The organism is Aurantimonas sp. E1-2-R+4 (genome assembly GCF_036549515.1).
GTDB classification, from domain to species: Bacteria; Pseudomonadota; Alphaproteobacteria; order Rhizobiales; family Rhizobiaceae; genus Aurantimonas; species Aurantimonas coralicida_A.
On record NZ_JAZHLK010000001.1, the window covers coordinates 224106 to 243476 of the forward strand.

The 19371-nt window shown below is 64.3% G+C and carries 16 protein-coding genes; 7 read left to right on the plus strand and 9 right to left on the minus strand.

Annotated features, from left to right (window positions below; translation table 11 throughout):
• Positions 1–5: 5 nt before the first annotated feature.
• From VQ045_RS01065 to VQ045_RS01080, 4 genes are read left to right on the plus strand one after another with little or no spacing between them, the layout of a single operon-like run.
• Complete coding sequence (locus VQ045_RS01065; RefSeq protein WP_331828859.1) at positions 6–1646, plus strand: benzoate-CoA ligase family protein; 1641 nt, start codon at positions 6–8, stop codon at positions 1644–1646.
• Between the two features lie 14 nt (positions 1647–1660).
• Positions 1661–2098, plus strand: a complete 438-nt coding sequence (locus VQ045_RS01070) for a RidA family protein (protein ID WP_327622272.1) — start codon at positions 1661–1663, stop codon at positions 2096–2098.
• A gap of 18 nt (positions 2099–2116) precedes the next feature.
• The gene (locus tag VQ045_RS01075; RefSeq protein ID WP_331828860.1) at positions 2117–2977 is read left to right on the plus strand and encodes an alpha/beta hydrolase; all 861 of its coding nucleotides are present in this window, start codon (positions 2117–2119) and stop codon (positions 2975–2977) included.
• 54 nt (positions 2978–3031) lie between these two features.
• Positions 3032–3274: an Lrp/AsnC family transcriptional regulator gene (locus VQ045_RS01080; RefSeq protein WP_327622154.1), complete on the plus strand. Its 243-nt coding sequence runs from the start codon at positions 3032–3034 to the stop codon at positions 3272–3274.
• Between the two features lie 22 nt (positions 3275–3296).
• Here the strand turns inward: VQ045_RS01080 and VQ045_RS01085 are convergent, their stop codons facing one another.
• From VQ045_RS01085 to pcsA, 4 genes are all read right to left on the minus strand, one after another.
• On the minus strand, positions 3297–5681 hold the full coding sequence (locus tag VQ045_RS01085; protein WP_331828861.1) for an oxidoreductase: 2385 nt from the start codon (positions 5679–5681) through the stop codon (positions 3297–3299).
• Positions 5682–5858: 177 nt separating this feature from the next.
• Positions 5859–7160, minus strand: coding sequence for an amidohydrolase family protein (locus VQ045_RS01090; protein ID WP_331828862.1), 1302 nt, complete (start codon positions 7158–7160; stop codon positions 5859–5861).
• Positions 7161–7286: 126 nt separating this feature from the next.
• On the minus strand, positions 7287–8261 hold the full coding sequence (locus tag VQ045_RS01095) for a quinone oxidoreductase family protein (RefSeq protein ID WP_331828863.1): 975 nt from the start codon (positions 8259–8261) through the stop codon (positions 7287–7289).
• A 129-nt stretch (positions 8262–8390) separates the two neighbouring features.
• Complete coding sequence (pcsA, locus tag VQ045_RS01100; protein ID WP_331828864.1) at positions 8391–9116, minus strand: phosphatidylcholine synthase; 726 nt, start codon at positions 9114–9116, stop codon at positions 8391–8393.
• Positions 9117–9271: 155 nt separating this feature from the next.
• On the opposite strand from pcsA, the gene VQ045_RS01105 reads away from it, so the two are divergent.
• The gene (locus VQ045_RS01105; protein WP_331828865.1) at positions 9272–10486 is read left to right on the plus strand and encodes a UbiH/UbiF family hydroxylase; all 1215 of its coding nucleotides are present in this window, start codon (positions 9272–9274) and stop codon (positions 10484–10486) included.
• On the opposite strand, the gene VQ045_RS01110 is transcribed toward VQ045_RS01105, so the two are convergent.
• Positions 10454–11416 (minus strand): AEC family transporter, encoded by a 963-nt coding sequence (locus VQ045_RS01110; protein ID WP_331828866.1) that lies wholly within the window; start codon positions 11414–11416, stop codon positions 10454–10456. The genes VQ045_RS01105 and VQ045_RS01110 overlap by 33 nt on opposite strands.
• Before the next feature lie 125 nt (positions 11417–11541).
• Between VQ045_RS01110 and hspQ the strand changes: the two genes are divergently transcribed.
• The gene (hspQ, locus tag VQ045_RS01115; protein ID WP_327622147.1) at positions 11542–11865 is read left to right on the plus strand and encodes a heat shock protein HspQ; all 324 of its coding nucleotides are present in this window, start codon (positions 11542–11544) and stop codon (positions 11863–11865) included.
• A 104-nt stretch (positions 11866–11969) separates the two neighbouring features.
• On the opposite strand, the gene VQ045_RS01120 is transcribed toward hspQ, so the two are convergent.
• Positions 11970–12638: an invasion associated locus B family protein gene (locus VQ045_RS01120; RefSeq protein WP_327622271.1), complete on the minus strand. Its 669-nt coding sequence runs from the start codon at positions 12636–12638 to the stop codon at positions 11970–11972.
• Between the two features lie 223 nt (positions 12639–12861).
• Here VQ045_RS01120 and VQ045_RS01125 point away from each other — a divergent pair, with 223 nt between their 5' ends.
• Positions 12862–14706: an extracellular solute-binding protein gene (locus VQ045_RS01125; RefSeq protein WP_331828867.1), complete on the plus strand. Its 1845-nt coding sequence runs from the start codon at positions 12862–12864 to the stop codon at positions 14704–14706.
• Here VQ045_RS01125 and VQ045_RS01130 read toward each other — a convergent pair.
• The 3 genes from VQ045_RS01130 to VQ045_RS01140 all read right to left on the minus strand — a co-directional run bounded on the left by VQ045_RS01130 (position 14630) and on the right by VQ045_RS01140 (position 19333).
• Entirely contained in the window at positions 14630–15457 is an 828-nt protein-coding gene (locus tag VQ045_RS01130; protein WP_327622145.1) for a hypothetical protein, read from the minus strand. The genes VQ045_RS01125 and VQ045_RS01130 overlap by 77 nt on opposite strands.
• Before the next feature lie 76 nt (positions 15458–15533).
• Positions 15534–19040, minus strand: a complete 3507-nt coding sequence (mfd, locus tag VQ045_RS01135) for a transcription-repair coupling factor (protein WP_331828868.1) — start codon at positions 19038–19040, stop codon at positions 15534–15536.
• Complete coding sequence (locus tag VQ045_RS01140; protein ID WP_327622143.1) at positions 19037–19333, minus strand: FAD assembly factor SdhE; 297 nt, start codon at positions 19331–19333, stop codon at positions 19037–19039. The genes mfd and VQ045_RS01140 overlap by 4 nt, the downstream gene beginning before the upstream one ends.
• Positions 19334–19371: the final 38 nt, after the last annotated feature.

Sequence of the window (19371 nt, forward strand, 5' to 3'; positions counted from 1 at the left end):
ACGCCATGACCGACACGTGCCACGTCGACACCTTCGTCCTCGATAATTTGCCGCCGGCTCACCTGATGCCGGACTTCATCAATCTCGACCGGCTCGGCTACCCGGCGCAACTGAACGCCACGGTCGAACTCGTCGACCGCCACGTTGCCGAGGGTCGCGGTGAGCGCATCGCGGTGATTGGCCCGGACGTGTCCTGGACCTATGCCGAACTTGCCCGGTTGATCGATCGGATGGCCAATGTGCTGGTCGGTAAGCTTGGCCTCGTCCCCGGCAACCGGGTGCTGCTGCGCTCGGCCAACAATCCGACGCTGGTGGCGCTGTATATGGCGGTCATCAAGGCCGGCGGTGTGGTCGTTGCGACGATGCCGCTCTTGCGGGCAAAGGAACTCGTCAAGATTATCGGCAAGGCCGAGATCGGCTTGGCTTTCTGCGATGCGTCGCTCGTCGACGAGATGGCGAAGGCCGCCGCAGCGTCGCCTGTGCTCGACCGCGTCGTGACGTGGTCCGGGACCGCCGGCGGAGAGTTGGGAGACCTGCTCGAAAACGTCTCCGACCGATTCGACCCGGCGGCGACACGGGCGAGCGATCCCTGCCTTCTCGGCTTCACATCCGGAACCACAGGCCTTCCCAAGGCGACGATCCACTATCACCGGGACCTTCTCGTCATCTGCGACTGCTATGCGAAAGACGTGCTGCGGGCGAATGCGGACGACGTCTTCATCGGCTCTCCACCGCTCGCCTTCACCTTCGGCCTCGGCGGCCTTGTCCTGTTCCCGTTCCGGATCGGTGCGGCGGCCGTGCTGATCGAAAAGGCCGCACCGCCGGATCTCGCCAAGGCGATCGGCGATTATCGCGCGACCATCTGCTTCACTGCGCCCACAGCCTATCGCGCCATCGCGGCCAAGAGCGACGAGTTCGATCTCTCTTCCTTACGCAAATGCGTCTCGGCTGGGGAGACATTGCCGCCTCCAACCTATGAGGCTTGGCTTGAGGCGACCGGCCTCAAGCTGATGGACGGGATCGGCGCGACCGAGATGCTGCATATCTTCATTGCCGCGCGCGAAGACGAGATCCGGCCGGGCGCCACCGGCCGACCGGTACCGGGCTACGAAGCGCGGGTGATCGACGCAGACGGCAAGCGCTGCCCGACCGGCACGCCCGGACACCTCGCCATGCGCGGTCCGATCGGCTGCCGCTACCTCGCCGACAACCGTCAGGCGGCGTATGTCCAAAGCGGCTGGAACATTACCGGCGACACCTATGTCGAGGATGCGGACGGCTATTTCTGGTTCAAGGCGCGCAACGACGACATGATCGTCTCCTCGGGTTACAACATCGCCGGACCGGAGGTCGAAGCCTCGCTCCTCGCCCATCCGGCCGTCGCGGAAGCCGGGGTCGTCGGCTCCCCGGACACGGATCGCGGCTGTATCGTGAAAGCCTATGTGCTGCTGGCGGACGGCCAAGCCGGGGATGCGGCCTTGGCCAAGGCGCTGCAGGACCATGTGAAACAGGACCTGGCGCCCTATAAATATCCCCGATCGATCGTCTTCGTCGAGGCGCTGCCAAAGACCGAATCGGGCAAACTGCAACGCTTCGCACTGCGCCAGCAGGCGGAACGGGAAGCCAGCCAGGGAGAAATGGCGTGAATCTAACCCGTCCGATCGTCGGTGAAGCCGCGACATCCGATCGCCCGACCGCCAAGGGCAGCCTCACCGCTTTGCAACCGGCGGGTTGGCCGACACCAAAAGGCTATGCCAACGGCGTGATGGGACGGGGCAACATGGTCCTGACCGGCGGGCTGATCGGCTGGGACGAGAGCGAGAAATTCCCCGAGAGCTTCGTCGCCCAGGTCGAACAGACGCTGAAGAACGTGCTCGCCGTTGTGGCGGAAGCTGGTGGCGGACCTGAGCACATCGCCCGGCTGACATGGTATGTCAGGAGCATTGCCACCTACCGCGCTTCGCTGGCCGAACTCGGCCCCGTCTATCGCCGGATCATGGGGCGCCACTTCCCGGCGATGGCGCTGGTCGAGGTCTCCGATCTGGTCGAGCCGAAGGCGCTGGTCGAGATCGAAGCCACTGCCATCGTGCCGGACTGATCGGGATCGCGACGCGCCATGGTGCAATCTTCATGGCGGCAGGATGCCGCCCCTCTGACCGACTTCGACGCAGCCTATGCCAATAGTGCCGCGATCGCCGGATCGCAGTCCTATCCGGCACGATGGGCGGCCGCGGCCGCGGCCTTCCGGGAGCATCTCGCCTCGGCCGGACGCGCCCGGCTCGATCGCGCCTATGGCCCAGCGCCCCGCAACCGATACGATCTGTTTCTCCCGGACGGTGCTCCGCTCGGTCTCGTCGTCTTCGTCCATGGCGGCTACTGGAAAGCCTTCGACAAATCGCTCTGGTCGCATCTGGCCGAAGGGGCGCTGCAACGCGACTATGCGGTCGCAATGCCGAGCTATACGCTCTGCCCCGACGCGACGATCCGCACGATCACGCGCGAAATCGGCGCGTTCCTCGACCACGTCGCCGGCGAGATTCCCGGGCCGATCCGCCTCTCCGGTCATTCCGCCGGCGGCCACCTCGTCTCGCGCATGCACTGCACCGACGCGCCGATCGCGCGCGCCACGGCAGACCGCATCGATCGGACGGTTTCGATCAGCGGCGTTCACGACCTTCGCCCGCTGCTCGCGACCGGCATAAACGACATTCTCCAACTCGACCTCGCTGAGGCGCGCGCCGAGAGCCCGGCGCTTCTCGAGCCGCGTGCGAATATCGATATCACCTGTCTCGTCGGTGGCGCCGAACTGGGCGAATTTCGCCGTCAGAACGCGCTGCTCGCCAATGTCTGGCATGGTTTCGGCGTGCTGACGCGAGCAGTCGAGCGGCCGGGAAAGCATCATTTCGATGTCATCGACGAACTCCGTGATCCGGCGAGCGAACTCGTCGCGATCTTGACGGGTGCCCCGAACTCCTGAAACCGTCGTATCCAGACAAACGAACCACCGCCGCCCGCCCCGGCAGGAGCCTTCATGAAACCGATCTTCGTCCAGTTCAAATGCCAGCCCGGCATGGCCTACAAAGTCGCCGACAGCCTCATCCAGGACATCGAGGAAATTTCGGAGGTGTTCTCCACGTCCGGCCATTACGACCTGATCGCCAAATTCTATCTCAGCGATGACCAGGACATCGGCCACTTCGTCACCGAGCGTCTCCAGGTGACCGAGGGCGTCGCCGACACGTTTACGCTGGTCGCCTTCAAGGCGTTCGGCTGAAGTCGATCGCGCGGCCCGCCCCCTACTCCTCCGCCTCGCGCCGATCCCGCGGCGCCTGAACGTTGCCGGTATCATGCGGCCGCGGGCGGGCCTTGCGCCGGGTGTCAATGTCCTGCTCGCGCTTTTTCGCCAGTTCGCGATGCGCCTGGTCACGTCCGGCAAGATACTGCTTCGGCCAGTGCTGGTTGCGCGCGTCGTACCAGGCGGCGGCCTCGCGGGTGAAATACGGGTTCCACAGATGCGGACGGCCGAGCGCGACGAGATCGGCGCGCCGCGTGTGCAGGATGGTGTTGACCTGCGCCGGCTCGGTGATCGCGCCGACGACCATCACCGCCAGCTTCGCCACGTTGCGGATCGCCTCGGCGAACTGCACCTGGAACATCCGGCCATAGATCGGAGTCTGGTCGGCGACCGTCTGCCCGGCTGAAACGTCGATGAGGTCGCAGCCGACCTCGGCGAAGGCTTTGGAGATTGCGACGCTGTCGGCTTCGTCGATACCCCCCTCTTGCCAGTCGGTCGCCGAGATGCGCACCGACATCGGCTTCTTCGCGGGCCACACCGCGCGCATCGCCTCGAACACCTCCAACGGATAGCGCAGCCGGTTCTCGATCGCCCCGCCATACTTGTCGTCGCGCGTGTTGGTCAGCGGCGAGAGGAATGAGGCAAGCAGGTAGCCATGGGCGCAATGAAGCTCGACCATGTCGAAGCCGGCCCGCTCCGCCCGCTCCGTCGCCTGGACGAATTCGTCCCTAATCCGGTCCATCGTGTCGCGGTCGAGTTCCGCCGGAACCTGGCTGACACCCTCGAAATAGGGAATCGGCGAGGCCGAATAGATTTGCCAGTTCTTCGCCGCGTCCGCCAGCGGCCGGTCCATCTTCTCCCAGCCGAGCTGGGTCGAGCCCTTGCGGCCGGCATGGCCGAGCTGCATCACCATCCTGGTCGCGGTGTTAGTGTGGACAAAGTCGACGATCCGCTTCCACTCGGCCTCGTGGCGATCGGTCCACAGCCCGGTGCAGCCTGGGGTAATCCGCGCGTCGGCCGACGGACAGGTCATCTCGGTAAAGACAAGGCCCGGCGCGCCGAGCGCGTGCGAGGTGTAGTGGACGAAGTGCCAGTCGGTCGGATTGCCATCCGCGTCGGCCGAATATTGCGCCATCGGCGACATCGCCACGCGGTTCTGAACCTCCATGTCGCGGAGGCGGAATTTGGTGAACATCGGCGTCGGCCGGCTGTCGCGGTAATCGTCGCCGGTCTCGCGATAGAGTTGGTCGTAATAGGCGGTATCGACCTGCTCGACGAAGCGCGGATCGCGGACGATCAGATTGTCGTAGGTGATCGACTTCGCCCGGCACATGACGACCATCGAAAACTGCTCGGGGCTCATCTCCCAGGAGCGGTTCATATGCTCGAACCAGGCCAGCGAGACGTCGGCATTGTGCTGGATGATCTGGCAGGGCGTGCGCCGCTCCGCGTCATAGGCCGCAAAGGCGTCTTCGACGCTCGTCTCGCCGTGTTCGACGACCGCGTGGGATAGCGAGATCGCGCATTCCATGGCGAGCTTGGTGCCCGAGCCGATGGAAAAATGCGCCGAGGCCTTGGCATCGCCCAGAAGCACGATGTTCCCGTGCGACCAGCGATGGCAAAAAATGCGGGGAAACCGGCGCCATTGCGAGCGGTTGAGCAGCAGACCGTGCCCCTCCAGCTCTTCCTCGTACAGCGCTTCGAGCCTGGCGCGTGAATCCTCCTCGTCGGTCTCCGAGAAGCCGAGGCCCTGAAAGCAGGCCTCATCCATCTCGAACACCCAGGTCGAGCGACCCGGCTCGTACTGGTAGCAATGGGCGCAGACGATGCCGTGCTCGGTTTCGCGGAAGAAATAGTTGAACTCGTCCATCGGCCGGGTCGAGCCCATCCAGCAGAAGCGGTTCGACTTGATCGTCACCTCGGGCTGGAAGGCCTCACGAAAATGCTCGCGAATGCGCGAGTTCACGCCATCGGCGGCGACGACGATGTCGGAATCGGCGAAGCGGGTGGCGATCTCCTCCGGTCGGACCGCCGCGGAAAAGTGCAGGTCCACCCCCTCCTCCCGGCAGCGCTGCTGCAAAATGGCGAGAAGCTTCATCCGTGAGATGCCGGCAAAGCCGTTGCCGGCGCAGCGCATCTCGGTGCCCTGCTTGTGGATTGCGACGTCGTCCCAATAGGCGAATTCAGTGCGGATGCGATCGAAGGATTCGCGGTCGCGCGACAGGAACTCGTGCAGCGTCTCGTCGGAGAACACGACACCGAAGCCAAACGTGTCGTCGGCGCGGTTCTGCTCGTAGATTTCGACCGACCAGTCCGGCTGCTGCTTCTTGGTCAGGAGGGCGAAATAGAGGCCCCCAGGACCGCCACCGATCACGGTGATACGCATGGGCTCTCTCCTGTCGGGTCGAACGGGTCGTCGCACAAGATATTTTATAGTTAAACTATCTCTTTGCAAGTCCGGACTTCGGCGCGCCACCTCCCCACGGTCGGGACTCATCGCAACGGACGTAGTGCCGACCCGCCATGCCTATCTGCCGGGCTTCGATCGTCGCTTATCAAGTGATCAATCGGAATCGCGTCCGGCTTGCGGCGCGTAGGCGGCGGCATCGACAATCGCATCGCGGCCGTCGAGGAACAATCGGCTCACCCGTGGTTCCGATCGGGCGAGTATCCGCCCTCTTCGCACCACCGCCAGTCGATGCGCCTTGAGGCGGATGGCCTCGATCGGGTCCGCCGCCTGCAGGACGAGGAAATCGGCGTGGTTGCCGACAGCGAGGCCATAACCGTCGAGCCCCATGACCCGAGCGGAATTGACGGTGACCGCGTCGAAGCAGGCGCGCATCGCCTCGCGCGAGGTCATCTGGCCGACGTGGATGGCCATGTGCGCGACCTCGAGCATGTCGCCGGAGCCGAGCGCGTACCAGGGGTCCATCACGCAGTCATGGCCGAAGGCGACATTGATCCCGGCGGCCATCAGTTCCGGCACGCGGGTCATGCCACGGCGCCTGGGATAGCTGTCATGGCGGCCCTGCAGCGTGATGTTGATCAGCGGGTTCGGAATGACATGCATTCCGGCTTCGTAGATCAAGGGGATCAGCTTCGAGACGTAATAATTGTCCATCGAATGCATGGACGTGAGATGCGAGCCGGCGACCCGGCCCTGAAGCCCGTGCCGGATGGTTTCGGCCGCCAGGGTCTCGACATGGCGAGACAGGGGGTCGTCGGATTCGTCGCAATGCATGTCGACGGGAAGGCCTCGCTCGGCGGCGATCCGGCAGAGCGCGGCGACCGAGGCGGCCCCCTCCGTCATCGTTCGCTCGAAATGCGGGATGCCGCCGACGATATCGACGCCCATGTCCAGAGCGCGGGCGAGCGCGTCGGCGGCGCCGGGAGCGCGCAGATAGCCATCCTGCGGAAACGCCACGAGTTGCAGGTCGAGATAGGGTTTTACCCGGTCCCTGACCTCAAGCAGCGCTTCGACGGTGACGAGGCGCGGATCGCTGACGTCGACGTGGCTGCGGATCGCGAGCAGGCCTTGCGCAACGGCGAGATCGCAGTAGCACAGCGCCCGCTCGACCAGAGCCCCGCGGGTCAGGAGCGGCTTCAACTCGCCCCACAGCGCGATGCCTTCCAGCAGCGTTCCGGATTGGTTCATCCGGGGCAGACCCAGCGACAGTGTCGCGTCCATGTGGAAATGCGGATCGACGAAGGGTGGCGAGATCAAGCGATTGGAGGCATCGATCGTCTCGGCGGCTTCAGCACCGATGCCGCGTTCGACGGCGGCGATCCGGCCGTCGCGGACCGCGATGTCGATCCCGGTGCGGCCATCGGGCAAATTGGCGTTGGTGACGATGAGGTCGAACATCGGATCGCTCCAGCGCGCGGGGATTCAGTTTTGGCGACCCCCGTTGCGTCGTATGCAAGGCGTTTGCACCGAAGTAGCGCCGCCGCAATTCCCACGCGACGGCGTCCTCGGTCCGGAAGCAAACAGCTAGATCGTCAAGACGGTCGCGCCGGTGGTTTTCCGCGCCTCGAGATCGCGGTGCGCCTGGGCCGCTTCCGAAACCGGATAGGTCTGACCGATGGTGATCTTCACGGCGCCCGATTCGATGACGTCGAACAGTGCCTTGGCCGAGGCGTCGAGTTCCTCGCGATTGGTGTTGTAGCCGAACAGGCTCGGCCGGGTCGCGTAGAGCGAGCCCTTCTGGTTGAGAATGCCGAGGTCGATATCGGGCAGCTTGCCTGAGGACTGGCCGAAGGCGACCCACAGGCCGCGATTCTTCAGGCAATCGAGGCTGCCCGGAAAGGTGTCCTTGCCGACCGAATCGTAGACGACGTCGCATTTCCGTCCGTCGGTGATATAACTCACCCGCTCGACGAAATCCTCCTCGCGGTAGTTGATCACATGGTCGCAGCCGTTCTCGCGGGCCAGCTTGCATTTTTCCGGCGTGCCGGCGGTTCCGATGACGGTCGCGCCGAGATGCTTGGCCCATTGTCCGGCGATCAGGCCGACGCCGCCGGCTGCGGCGTGGAACAGAAGGACCGTGTCCGGCCCTACCTTGAAGGTCCGCCGCAGAAGATACTCCGCCGTCATGCCCTTCAGCATGATCGCCGCGGCGGTCTTGAAGTCGATCGAGTCGGGCAGCTTCACGGCCTTGTCCGCCTCGGTCACGAGCCGCTCGGCATAGCTGCCGGTGACGCCGTTATAGGCGACGCGGTCACCCACCTGGAAGCGGTCGACCCCCTCCCCGACTTCGGAGACGACGCCCGCACCCTCCTTGCCGAGAACGAAGGGCATCGTCGGTGACTTGTAGACGCCGGTGCGGAAATAGACGTCGATGAAGTTGAGGCCGGCTGCCTTCTGATCGACCAGGATCTGGCCGGGACCCGGCCGACCCGGATCGTGATCCTCCCACTTCAGGACCTCCGGGCCACCCACTTCGTGAACGACAATTGCCTTGCTCATGCTTTCACTCCCGTTATTCCCAGATCACGATGAAATCGAAACCTTCGATCCGGTTTCGTCGCCATCGAGTCCATAAAGTCAGCGCGGAATGCGGGCGGAAAACCGGTTCCCACTCGTCCTCATTCCGCGCTAATCGTGCGAAACGCCCCGCATGCGGTCGACCATCTGGAGGACGCCACCGATGGCGAACAGATAGAGGCCGGAGGCGACAAGTCCCCATTTGATCCACCACAGCGGCGCGAAGTCGGAAAACAGCGCGGCGAGCCCCAGAACGGACCAGATCGCGAAAACGCCGAGATTGACAGGACGCAACCGCTCGACGCGCACCGGATGCAGGAACTTGATCGGCAGGAACGTCGCCGCGGAGCAGAAGACCACGAATGCGAATGCGGTCCACTCGTTCGGCTGAATGGCGAAAAACGTGAAGACGACCATGTTCCAGGCGACCGGAAATCCGCGAAAGAAATTGTCCTTCGTCTTCATGCGGAGATCGGCATAATAGATCGCGCTCGAGATGACGATCAGCGCCGCGGCGACGAACGACCATGGCCGGCCGATCATGCCCGATAGATAGAGCGCGACGGCCGGAATCATCACGAAGGTCGCATAGTCGATGATCGAATCGAGGAGATCCCCCGACCAGTTTGGTAAAACCCGCTTGATCTCGATCCGGCGGGCCAGTGGGCCATCGATACCGTCGACGAACAGCGCGAATCCCAACCAGCCGAACATCGCCACCCAGCGCTGCTCCGCCGCTGCAATGACCGACATGAACGCGAGGAAGGCACCGCTGGCGGTCAAAAGATGCACGCCGAAGGCGCGCCATTTATCGAAGGCGGTGACTGCGTCTGCCATGAATCCCCACGCTGCGCTGTCGCTTTTCGCCGCCCCTCGGCCAACGACCATTGCCATCCGCTGTAACCGGCGTATGTCGGGATTCCAAGCGAAACGAGCGACACCGCTCGCGGTTTCCGACCATTTCACCGGACAAACGGCGGGAGATTGTGCAAGTGGCCACAGAGCGTAGAGAGATCGCCGTCGTCGGGGGCGGGTTGGCGGGAACCGCCACCGCGCTGGCTTTTGCCGCCGCCGGCTTCGACACCGTGCTGATCGCGCCGAAGTCGACGCCGGATGGGCGCAGCACCGCGCTTTTGGGCGATTCTGTCGCCTTTTTGTCCAGTCTGGGCGTAATGGATCGGCTCGGCGCAAAAGCGGCGCCCTTGGCGGTGATGCGGCTCATCGACGACACCAAACGCCTGTTTCGCGCGCCGGTCGTGGAGTTCCGCGCCAGCGAAATCGGCCTGGCCTCATTCGGCTACAATGTTCTCAACGCCGATCTCCAGGCGGCGCTCAGCGAGGGCGTTGCGGAGGCGCCGAAGCTGGAGGTTCGGGAGACGGCCGCACGGGGCTTCAAGATCGAAGGCGACCGGGCCGTGGTGACGCTCGAGGATGGCGGGTCCTATTGCGTCGATCTGGTCGTTGCGGCGGACGGACGACACTCGCCAATGCGCGAGGCGGCCGGAATCGGCGTCCGGCAATGGACTTATCCGCAGAGCGCCATCGTCTTCAACTTTCGCCATCGCCTCGATCATCATTCCGTCTCGACGGAATTCCACACGCGGGCCGGCCCGTTCACGCAGGTGCCGCTGCCCGGCCGGCGTTCATCCCTCGTGTGGGTCGAGCAGCCCGAACTCGCCGAGCTGTACGTTGACCTGAAGCCGAACCGTCTCGCGCGCATGGTCGAGGACAAGATGCATTCAATTCTCGGTTCAGTGGAAATCGAGGAGCCCATCCAGCGCTTTCCGCTGTCCGGGGCATCGGTCGACCGGATGACCGGCGAACGCCTCGCTCTCGTCGGAGAAGCGGGCCATGCGTTTCCGCCGATCGGGGCGCAAGGGCTCAATCTCGGCTTGAGGGATTGCGAGGCGATCGTCCGTTTCGCCACCGAAAGCCGCGATGATCCCGGTCAGCGAGGGGCGCTGTCGCGTTACGAAGCGGCCCGCCGGGCCGACGTCCGCTCGCGCACCGTCGGGGTCGATCTTCTCAACCGCTCGCTTCTCGCCGACTTCCTGCCCACGCAGCTCGCGCGGACCGCCGGGTTGGCCGCTATGCGGAGCGTTCCGCTTCTGCGCCAGTTCGCCATGCGGGAGGGTTTGTCGCCCGGCGCGGGCCTCGCCGGAGTTTCCCGATCACTACGCGAAGGGATCGGCCGGAACGATCCCTGAGGAAATCAGGAAGAGCAACAGCGTGACCGAGGCGACGGAGAACACCGTCGTCACCAGGACCGAGGCCGAGGCGCGCTCCACCCACACGCCGTATTGCTGCGCGATGACGAAGACGTTGGTCGCCGTCGGCAGGCTGGCGAGCAGGATCGCGCTCTTCACCCAGACCGGATCGAAGTTGCCGAACAATCCCAGCAGCAGCCACACGGCAAGCGGATGCAGCACGAGCTTGATCGGCACGATATAGCCAAGTTCCACCGGCACCCGTTTCAATGGCCGCAGCGCCAGCGTCACCCCCATCGCGAATAGCGCGCAGGGCGCCGCCGCGTTGGCGAGAAGCTGGAGGAAGCGGTCCACAGGCTCCGGCGGCGTGGCCCCGACGATGGCGGCGGCGACCCCGAGGGCGGTCGCGATGATGAACGGATGTGTGACGATCTTGACCACTACGCCGAGCGCGATCTTCGCCGGTGATCCCTTGCGATCGCCGCCCAGCGCCATCATCAGCGGCGCCATGGTGAAATGCAGGGTGTTGTCGAAACAAAAGATCAGCGCCACCGGAACCGCGGCTTCCGGGCCGATGGCGACAAGGGCCAGTCCCGGACCCATATAGCCGATATTGCCGTAGGCTCCGGCGAGCCCCTGAATCGTCGCAACGGGAATGTCGCCCCGCGTTCTCGCCAACGCCACCGCGAAGCCCAGGGCGAAGATGACGAAAGTTGCCAGCGTCGTCGCGACGATAAAGCCGCCGCTGGCGAGCTTTTCGACCGGGGTTTTCGACAAAAGCTGGAAGAACAGCGCCGGCAGCGCGATATAGATGATGAAGACATTGAGCCAGGCGAGCCCGTCGACCGGATGGCGGACGATCCGACCGGTGGCGAATCCGAGCGCGATCAGGCCGAAGAACGGCGAGATCAGGCCGACGATCGCGATCAACGGGCAGTCCGGAGTGTGAGGAAACGCGTCATCGGTGTGCGGTTCGTCGGCGGCGGCGACAGACGCGCTTGCGTTGTCGCTTCGAGATTGGCTATTGCCGGTCCCTTAAGGGAGTCGTGAATTTGATGCAAACTGCCCGCTTCTTCATTGGACAAGTCGTCTGCCATCGCATGTATCCGTTCCGCGGTGTCATTTTCGACGTGGATCCAGAGTTCGATAACACCGAAGAATGGTATAACTCGATCCCAGAGGACGTGCGTCCGCGCAAGGACCAGCCATTCTATCATCTCTTCGCCGAGAACGCGGAGAGCGAATATATCGCCTATGTCTCGGAGCAAAACCTCCTGCCCGACGAGACCGGGGTCCCGGTTCGCCATCCCCAGATCGGCGAGATCTTCGATGGCCCCATCGATGGTTCGTACCAACTGAAAGGTGCCCACCGCAATTGAACCTGCCGCAGTCGCAAGACGGCGTGCCGCGCGCGGACAAGCAAACGGCGGCTGACGCCGCCGTTTGATCCTTCGGAAAATGGTCCCGCCGAGCCAGGCCTTGCTTATTGCGCGGCGGGCTTGGCCTCGCCGGTGTTGTCCTTGGCCGCCTTCTGGGCATCCTCGAACTTCTTGCGCCGCTCGTCGGCTTGCTTCTGCAAGGCCTCGTTCAGCTCCTTCTGGCGCTGGGCCAGCTCCGGCTCAGCCTTGGGAGCCCCGTCGAAGGCCTGGGTGAATCCGGACAGGCTGATCGGGATCGGATTGGCCTGGCGCTGGAAGTTGATCGACGTCACCGTCATCTGCTTGCCGCGTTTCATCGAAGCGACCAGGGCGTCGGTCAGTTCAGCCTCGGCGATGCAGCGGTCGGCGAAGCAGACCGAGTAGTTCAGGGTCTGCGGCTTTTCGTCGTCGACCTTCATCTGAACGCCAGCGGGAATGACCCGTCCGGTCGGGACCACGGCCTGGATGACCTTCTGGTTCACCTTGCCCTTGACGTTGATCAGGTTGACCGCGGTGATCAACTGCCGCGTATCGGCGATCATCGTGTATTGGGTGTTGCAGATTTCGTTTTCACCCTGGGTCGAGCAGACCTTGAACCATTCGGCGGGAATCGCCTGGGCTTGTGCGGGGTTGGCAGCCCGCGCTTGGCCGGCGGCGGGCTTGGCGTCCTGGGCGATCGCCCCTGAAACGCCGACGGCAAGCGTCGCAAGTCCGACCAGCCCGGCGGCGAGCATCGTGGTGGAAGCGTTCGACAAACGGTGCGTCACAGGCCTCAAATCCTCTCGGCATAAACAAAATCGGGAAACAGTGTTCCTTAGCGGCCCACGCCCTGTTTCGCAAATGCGGCCGTTTGAAGGCCTCGGTTGCGCTGCGCCCGCCGTTGTCGCGGTAGGCAAGACAGGGCTTTGCCGTTAGAATCGCGAAACGCAGACAACCATCGGGAGCTCGTCCATCCGCATGCAGATCCTTTTTTCAGCCAAGCGCCGCGCGAGCATCCTGGCGCCTGTCGTCGTGGCTCTTCTCGCGGCGTTCACCGTGCCCGGTACGGCCGAGCCTCAGCATGCGATCGCCATGCAGGGTGAGCCGGCCCTGCTCGCGAATTTCGAGCGTCTGCCCTTTGTGAACCCGGACGCGCCACAGGGCGGCACGATGCGTTACGGCGTCTTCGGGACCTTCGACAATCTCAACCCGGTGATCGTGCGCGGCGCGCTGACCACGGCGCGGGGCATCTGGTTCGACAAGGAATTCGGCAATCTGGTCTTCGAGCCTATGATGCAGCGCTCGGCGGACGAACCCTTCACCATGTACGGGCTGCTTGCCGAAACCGTCGAGACCGACGCCGAGCGCAGCTTCGTGGAATTCCAGCTCAATCCGGCGGCGAAATTTTCCGATGGCGAGCCCGTCCGGCCGGAGGACGTGCTGTTCACGGTCGAGATGCTGCGCGAGCATGGCCGGCCGATGTACGCCAACTGGCTGCGGCCGGCGGTCAAGATCGAGAAGGCTGGCGCAAACGGCGTTCGCTTCACCTTCGACGCGACCGCCGACCGCGAAACTCCTCTCCTCATTTCAGGGCTGCCGGTGCTTCCCGAGCACGCCTTCGATCGCGACACGTTTGAGCGGACGACATTGGAGCCGGTGACCGGCTCGGGGCCGTATCTGATCGACAAGGTCGAGCCCGGCCAGCGCATCACCTACAAGAAGAACCCGGATTATTGGGGCCGCGACCTGCCCATCAAGCAAGGCGTCGACAACTACGACACCATCGTCATCGAGTATTTTCGCGATTCCAACGCCCAGTTCGAGGCGTTCAAGAAGGGGCTGTCCTACGTCTATATCGAGGGCGATCCGAACCATTGGCGCACGGCCTATGATTTTCCCGCGGTGACGAACGGCGACGTCGTCAAGGAGACCTTCACCTCCGGCGCACCGTCGAACATGCTCGCCTTCGTGTTCAACACCCGCCGGCCGGTTTTCGAGGATCGAGCGGTCCGGAAGGCGCTGTCGATGCTGTTCGACTTCGAATGGGCCAACCGCAATCTTTATTACGACGCCTACAAACGGACGGGGAGCTTCTTCCAGAATTCCGAGCTGTCCAGTGCCGGCAATCCGGCATCCGAGGCCGAAAAGGCGCTGCTTGCGGACTATGCCAATCAGATTGATCCGGATGTCATGGATGGGACCTATGCGCCCCCGGCGACCGATGGCAGCGGCAGCGATCGCAAGGTGCTGCAGGCGGCGGCCAAGGCTTTCCAGGAAGCCGGCTACCGCTTCGAGGGGCGCTCGCTCGTCAGTCCCGACGGCAAGCCGCTGTCGTTCGAGATTCTGGTGCAATCGCCGGAACAGGAGCGGATCGGCCTCGCCTATAAGCGGACCCTCGACCGAATCGGCGTCCAGACGACGATCCGGCAGGTCGACGACGCCCAGTATCAGGCGCGCAAGTCAGCCTACGACTTCGACATGATCATCGCGACCTACAGCGCCTCGCTGTCGCCAGGCGCCGAGCAGGTCTATCGCTGGGGATCGATCTCGAAGGACGCCAACGGAACGTTTAATTTCGCCGGCGTCGCCGACCCGGCCCTCGACAAGCTGATTAACGAGATCGTCTCGGCACGTAGCCGCGAGGCCTTCGTCGACGCGGTGCGCGCCTATGACCGGGTGCTGATTTCGGGCCACTATGTCGTGCCGCTGTTCCACCTGCCGGAGCAGTGGCTGGCCCGCTGGAAGTTCATTGAGCACCCCGAAACGACGCCGCTTTATGGCTATCAGCTGCCGACGTTCTGGAAGGCGCCGGACGCAAAATAGCGCGCCCTGGGGCGACGAGCGGCCGCCATGGCTCTTGGCCTGACGTTTGAGACGCCGTCGGCGTCTGCTTCGCGGTATCGGCGTCCGGCGACACGCCGGTATCGACCGGGTCGCTGGCACCGGGTGGCGCGTCGGTCCGGGTATCCGGCACTGTCGTCTGTGCTAGGGTGGCCGAAACCACTACGGCCAACTGCATCGGCAAGAGCCGTCCGACCTTGTCGGACAGGCCGATGATGGTGTTGGCGAGAAGCTTTCCGACCTTGCCCTCCACCGTGCAGACCAGCGTATCGAGGTCGCCGTTCGCCATCCGCTCGCCCTTGCAGGACACTGCGTCGTCGAGCCGGACCTTGTCGGGCGACAGGCCGACATAGTCGAGAACCGCGCCATTGGTGCTCGGTTGGCACCCCATCCGGAAATCCAGGACGACATCGGTCGGCGTCGATGCGAAACGCGTCACCCGGTGGCGGCTCTGGTCCCAACGGAGATTGGTGTCGATCGGAATGAAGGCGGGAATCGGCAAGCCGACGAGCGATGAAACCGTGCGCAGATCGAACTGGAGCGGCTGGCAAATGTCAGCGGCGTTCAAGCGGTCCTCGATCGCGACCAGCGTTGCGAGATCGGCATCGATGCGTTGGTCAGCTTCGACATCCTGGGCATGCGCGCTGGAAGCGATCGCAAGGGACACAGCGATCGCGGCGAAAAGACGCTGCCTGACGGCGGACCGGGAAAGCGAGAGACGATATTTGATCATCCGTGCGCCTTCGCCCGCCCAGACGGCCAAATTGTGGAAGGGGCATCAGGGGGATACGGCCCTTTCCGCCTTTCCGTCACGCAGCCTTTTTCTGTACCTCGTCCGCGAAGCGCGCCAGTTGGGTCGCCACCGTCGCCGCGCCGTTGAGCCGCTTGTCCGCCGTCGGCCAGTCGCGGATGAGGACGACCGACTGATCGGCGCGGATCTTCGCCGACGCGCCCTGCTCGGCGATGTAGCGGACGAGCGCGCCGGGGTTGGGGAAGGTCTTCTCCCGGAAGGTGATGACGATGCCCTTCGGCCCGGCGTCGAGCTTCTCGATATTGGCCTTGCGGCACAGGGACTTGATGAACACCACCTTGAGGAGATGTTCGACTTCGGCCGGTAACGGCCCGAAGCGATCGATGAGCTCGGCGCCGAAGGCGTCGATCTCGCGCGCGTCGGAGAGGTCCGCCAGCCGCCGGTAGAGCGTCATGCGAAGCTGCAGATCGGGCACGTAGCCCTCCGGGATCATCACCGCGGTGCCCAGCGCGATCTGCGGCGACCACTGGCCATCGCTCTCCAGCTCTTCGCCCTTCATCTCCGCGACCGCCTCTTCCAGCATCTGCTGGTAGAGTTCGAAGCCAACCTCCTTGACGTGGCCGGACTGCTCGTCGCCGAGCAGATTGCCGGCGCCGCGCTGGTCGAGGTCGTGGGAGGCCAGCTGGAAGCCCGCGCCGAGCGTATCGAGCGATTGCAGCACTTTGAGCCGCCGGTCGGCGCCCTTGGTCGGCGTCTTGTTCGCCGGAATGGTGAGCAACGCGTAGGCGCGCACCTTGGAGCGGCCGACACGACCGCGAAGCTGGTAAAGCTGCGACAGGCCGAACATGTCGGCCCGATGGACGATCATCGTGTTGGCCGACGGGATGTCGAGACCGGATTCGACGATCGTCGTCGACAGCAGCACGTCGTATTGCCCCTCGTAAAAGGCGTTCATGATGTCGTCGAGTTCACCCGCCGCCATCTGGCCGTGGGCGGTCGCCACCTTCAGCTCCGGCACGTCCGAATCGAGAAACGCCTTTACGTCGGCCAGATCGGAGACGCGCGGACAGACATAGAAGCTCTGCCCGCCGCGATAGCGCTCGCGCAGCAAGGTCTCGCGCACCACCAGCGGATCGAAGGGCGACACGAAGGTGCGGACCGCCATGCGGTCAACCGGCGCCGTGGTGATCAGCGACAGTTCGCGAACGCCGGTCAGTGCCAGTTGCAAGGTGCGCGGGATCGGCGTCGCCGACAGCGTCAGCACGTGGACGTCGGATTTCAACTCCTTGAGCCGCTCCTTGTGCTTGACGCCGAAATGCTGCTCCTCGTCGATGATCAGCAGCCCCAGATTCTTGAAGCTGATGGCCTTGCCGAGCAGCGCGTGGGTGCCGACGACGATGTCGACGGTGCCTTCGGTGACGCCCTTCTTGGTCGCTGCGAGTTCCTTCGACGTCACCAGCCGCGAGGCCTGTGCGACATTCAGCGGCAGGCCGCGGAAGCGCTCCGCGAAGGTCTTGTAGTGCTGGCGGGCCAGCAAAGTGGTCGGCACGACGACGGCGACCTGCAGGCCGTTCATCGCCGCGATGAACGCCGAGCGCATCGCCACCTCGGTCTTGCCGAAGCCGACGTCGCCGCAGATCAGCCGGTCCATCGGCCGCCCGAGCGCCAGATCGTCGGCCACCGCGTCGATGGCGTTCATTTGGTCCTCGGTTTCCTCATAAGGGAACCGGGCGGCGAATTCGTCAGTGAGCCCTTCCGGCGGTAGCAGCTTCGGCGCGCCGCGCATCTGCCGCGCGGCGGCGATGCGGATCAGCCCGTCCGCCATGTCGAGCAAGCGCTTCTTCAGCTTGGCCTTACGGGCCTGCCAGGCGCCGCCGCCAAGCTTGTCGAGCATTGCCTCCGAGCCCTCGCCGCCATAGCGCGACAACAGCTCGATATTCTCTACCGGCAGGAACAGCCGGTCCTCGCCGGCATAGCGCAGTTCCAGGCAATCGTGCGGCGCGCCCGCCGCCTCGATGGTCTTCAGGCCGACGAAGCGGCCGATGCCGTGATCGACATGGACGACGATATCGCCCTCGTCGAGACCGGAGACCTCGGCGATGAAATTCTTGGCGCGCTTTTTGCGGCCCCGCCGCACCAGTCGGTCGCCGAGAATGTCCTGTTCGCCGACGACGGCGAGATGGGGGGTCTCGAAGCCCGCCTCAATGCCGAGGACGGCGGTCACGACGAGGTTCTTGGGGGCTTCGTTCAGCTTCTTGAGGTTGTCGACGGGCTTCAGGCCTTCGAGCCCGTGTTCCTCGACGACCTGGCTGAGGCGCTCTCGCGAGCCCTCGCTCCAGGCCGCTAGCAGCACGCGTTTGCCGTCGGCGCGCAGCCGGCCAATATGGTCGACCGCCGCCTGAAAGACGTTGACGTCGCCGCTTGCGCGCTCGGCCGCGAAATTGCGGCCTCGGCTGATCTCGAGATTGAAGACGACATGATTGGCGGCGTCGCTCGCGCCATAGGCCGACAGGCGGATCGGGTCAGCACTGGCCAGACCGCCCGCCAGTTCGTCCTCCGACAGATAAAGATCGTCCGGATCGACCGGATGGTAGGGAATGGACTCCCCGCTGGCCTCGCCGGCATTGCGTTTGCGTGACTCGTAATGATCGCCAATCGTCTCGCGTCGCTCGCCGACCGCTTCGAGCGCCAGGTGGTCGAGAACCATCGGAAAGCCGTGGCAATAGTCGAACAGCGTGTCGAGCTTTTCGTAGAACAGCGGTAACCAGTGCTCCATCCCGGAGAAACGCTTGCCCTCGCTGATCGAGCTGTAGAGCGCGTCGTTGCGCTGTGCGGCGCCGAAGCGCTTGACGTAATTGGTACGGAAGCGGCTGACCGTCTCCTCGCGCAAGGTGATCTCGGAGACCGGCGTGAGTTCGAAGCTCTGCAATTGCCGGGTCGTGCGCTGGGTCGCGGGGTCGAAGCCGCGGATCGTCTCCAGCGTATCGCCGAAGAAGTCGAGGCGCACCGGCTCCTCCTCGCCCGGCGCGAAGAGATCGAGAATGCCGCCGCGCACCGCGAATTCGCCGCGCTCGCGCACGGTGGCGACCCGATCGAAACCGCCGCGCTGGAGGGCGCGCACGATGTCTTCCATGGCGATGCGGTTGCCGGCCTTGGCCGCGATCGTTTCCTCGCCGAGAACAGCGGCCGGCGGCATCTTCTGCAACAGCGCGTTCGCCGTCGTGAGAATCAGCGCGCGGTGCGGTTCGCGGCGCAACGCCCCGAGCGCGGCCATCGCCGATAGGCGGCGCGCCGCCACCTCGCCCGAGGGTCCGACCCGGTCGTAGGGCAGGCAATCCCAGCCAGGCAGCGTCAGCACCGGCAGCTCGGGCGCCACGAATTTGAGCGCGTCCTCGAGTTCGCCAATCCGGTTGCCGTCGCGCATGACGTAGACCACCGGCTTCTTCGTGCCGCGTAGGCGCGCGATATCGGCGAGAAGAAACGCCTCGTAGCCGTCGAGGACGTTGCCGATCTCAAGGCCCGCGCCTTTCGTCAGCGCTCTTTTCAACGGCTCAGGCAGACTCATGGCCGAGGCTCCTCCTCCACCACGTGGAAGTCCCGAATCCGCCGGAACACGCTGGTGTCGAAATTCGCCGGCGTTGCCGTTTCCCCGGTCAGCCACTGAAAAAGATCGCGGTCGGGCGCTTCCATCAATTGCTCGTAGTCGTGGAGCTCGGCGTCGGTCAGACGGTCGATCTCGGCGTCGGCGAAACGGCCGAGCACCAGATCCATCTCGCGGATGCCCCGATGCCAGGACCGGAACAACGCCTTGCGGCGGCGGACGTCGAGATCGCTCGAAGAGCGCTGCATACCAGTCATATCGAACCTGTCGTGTGAGTAAGGCTTCTATATAGGGC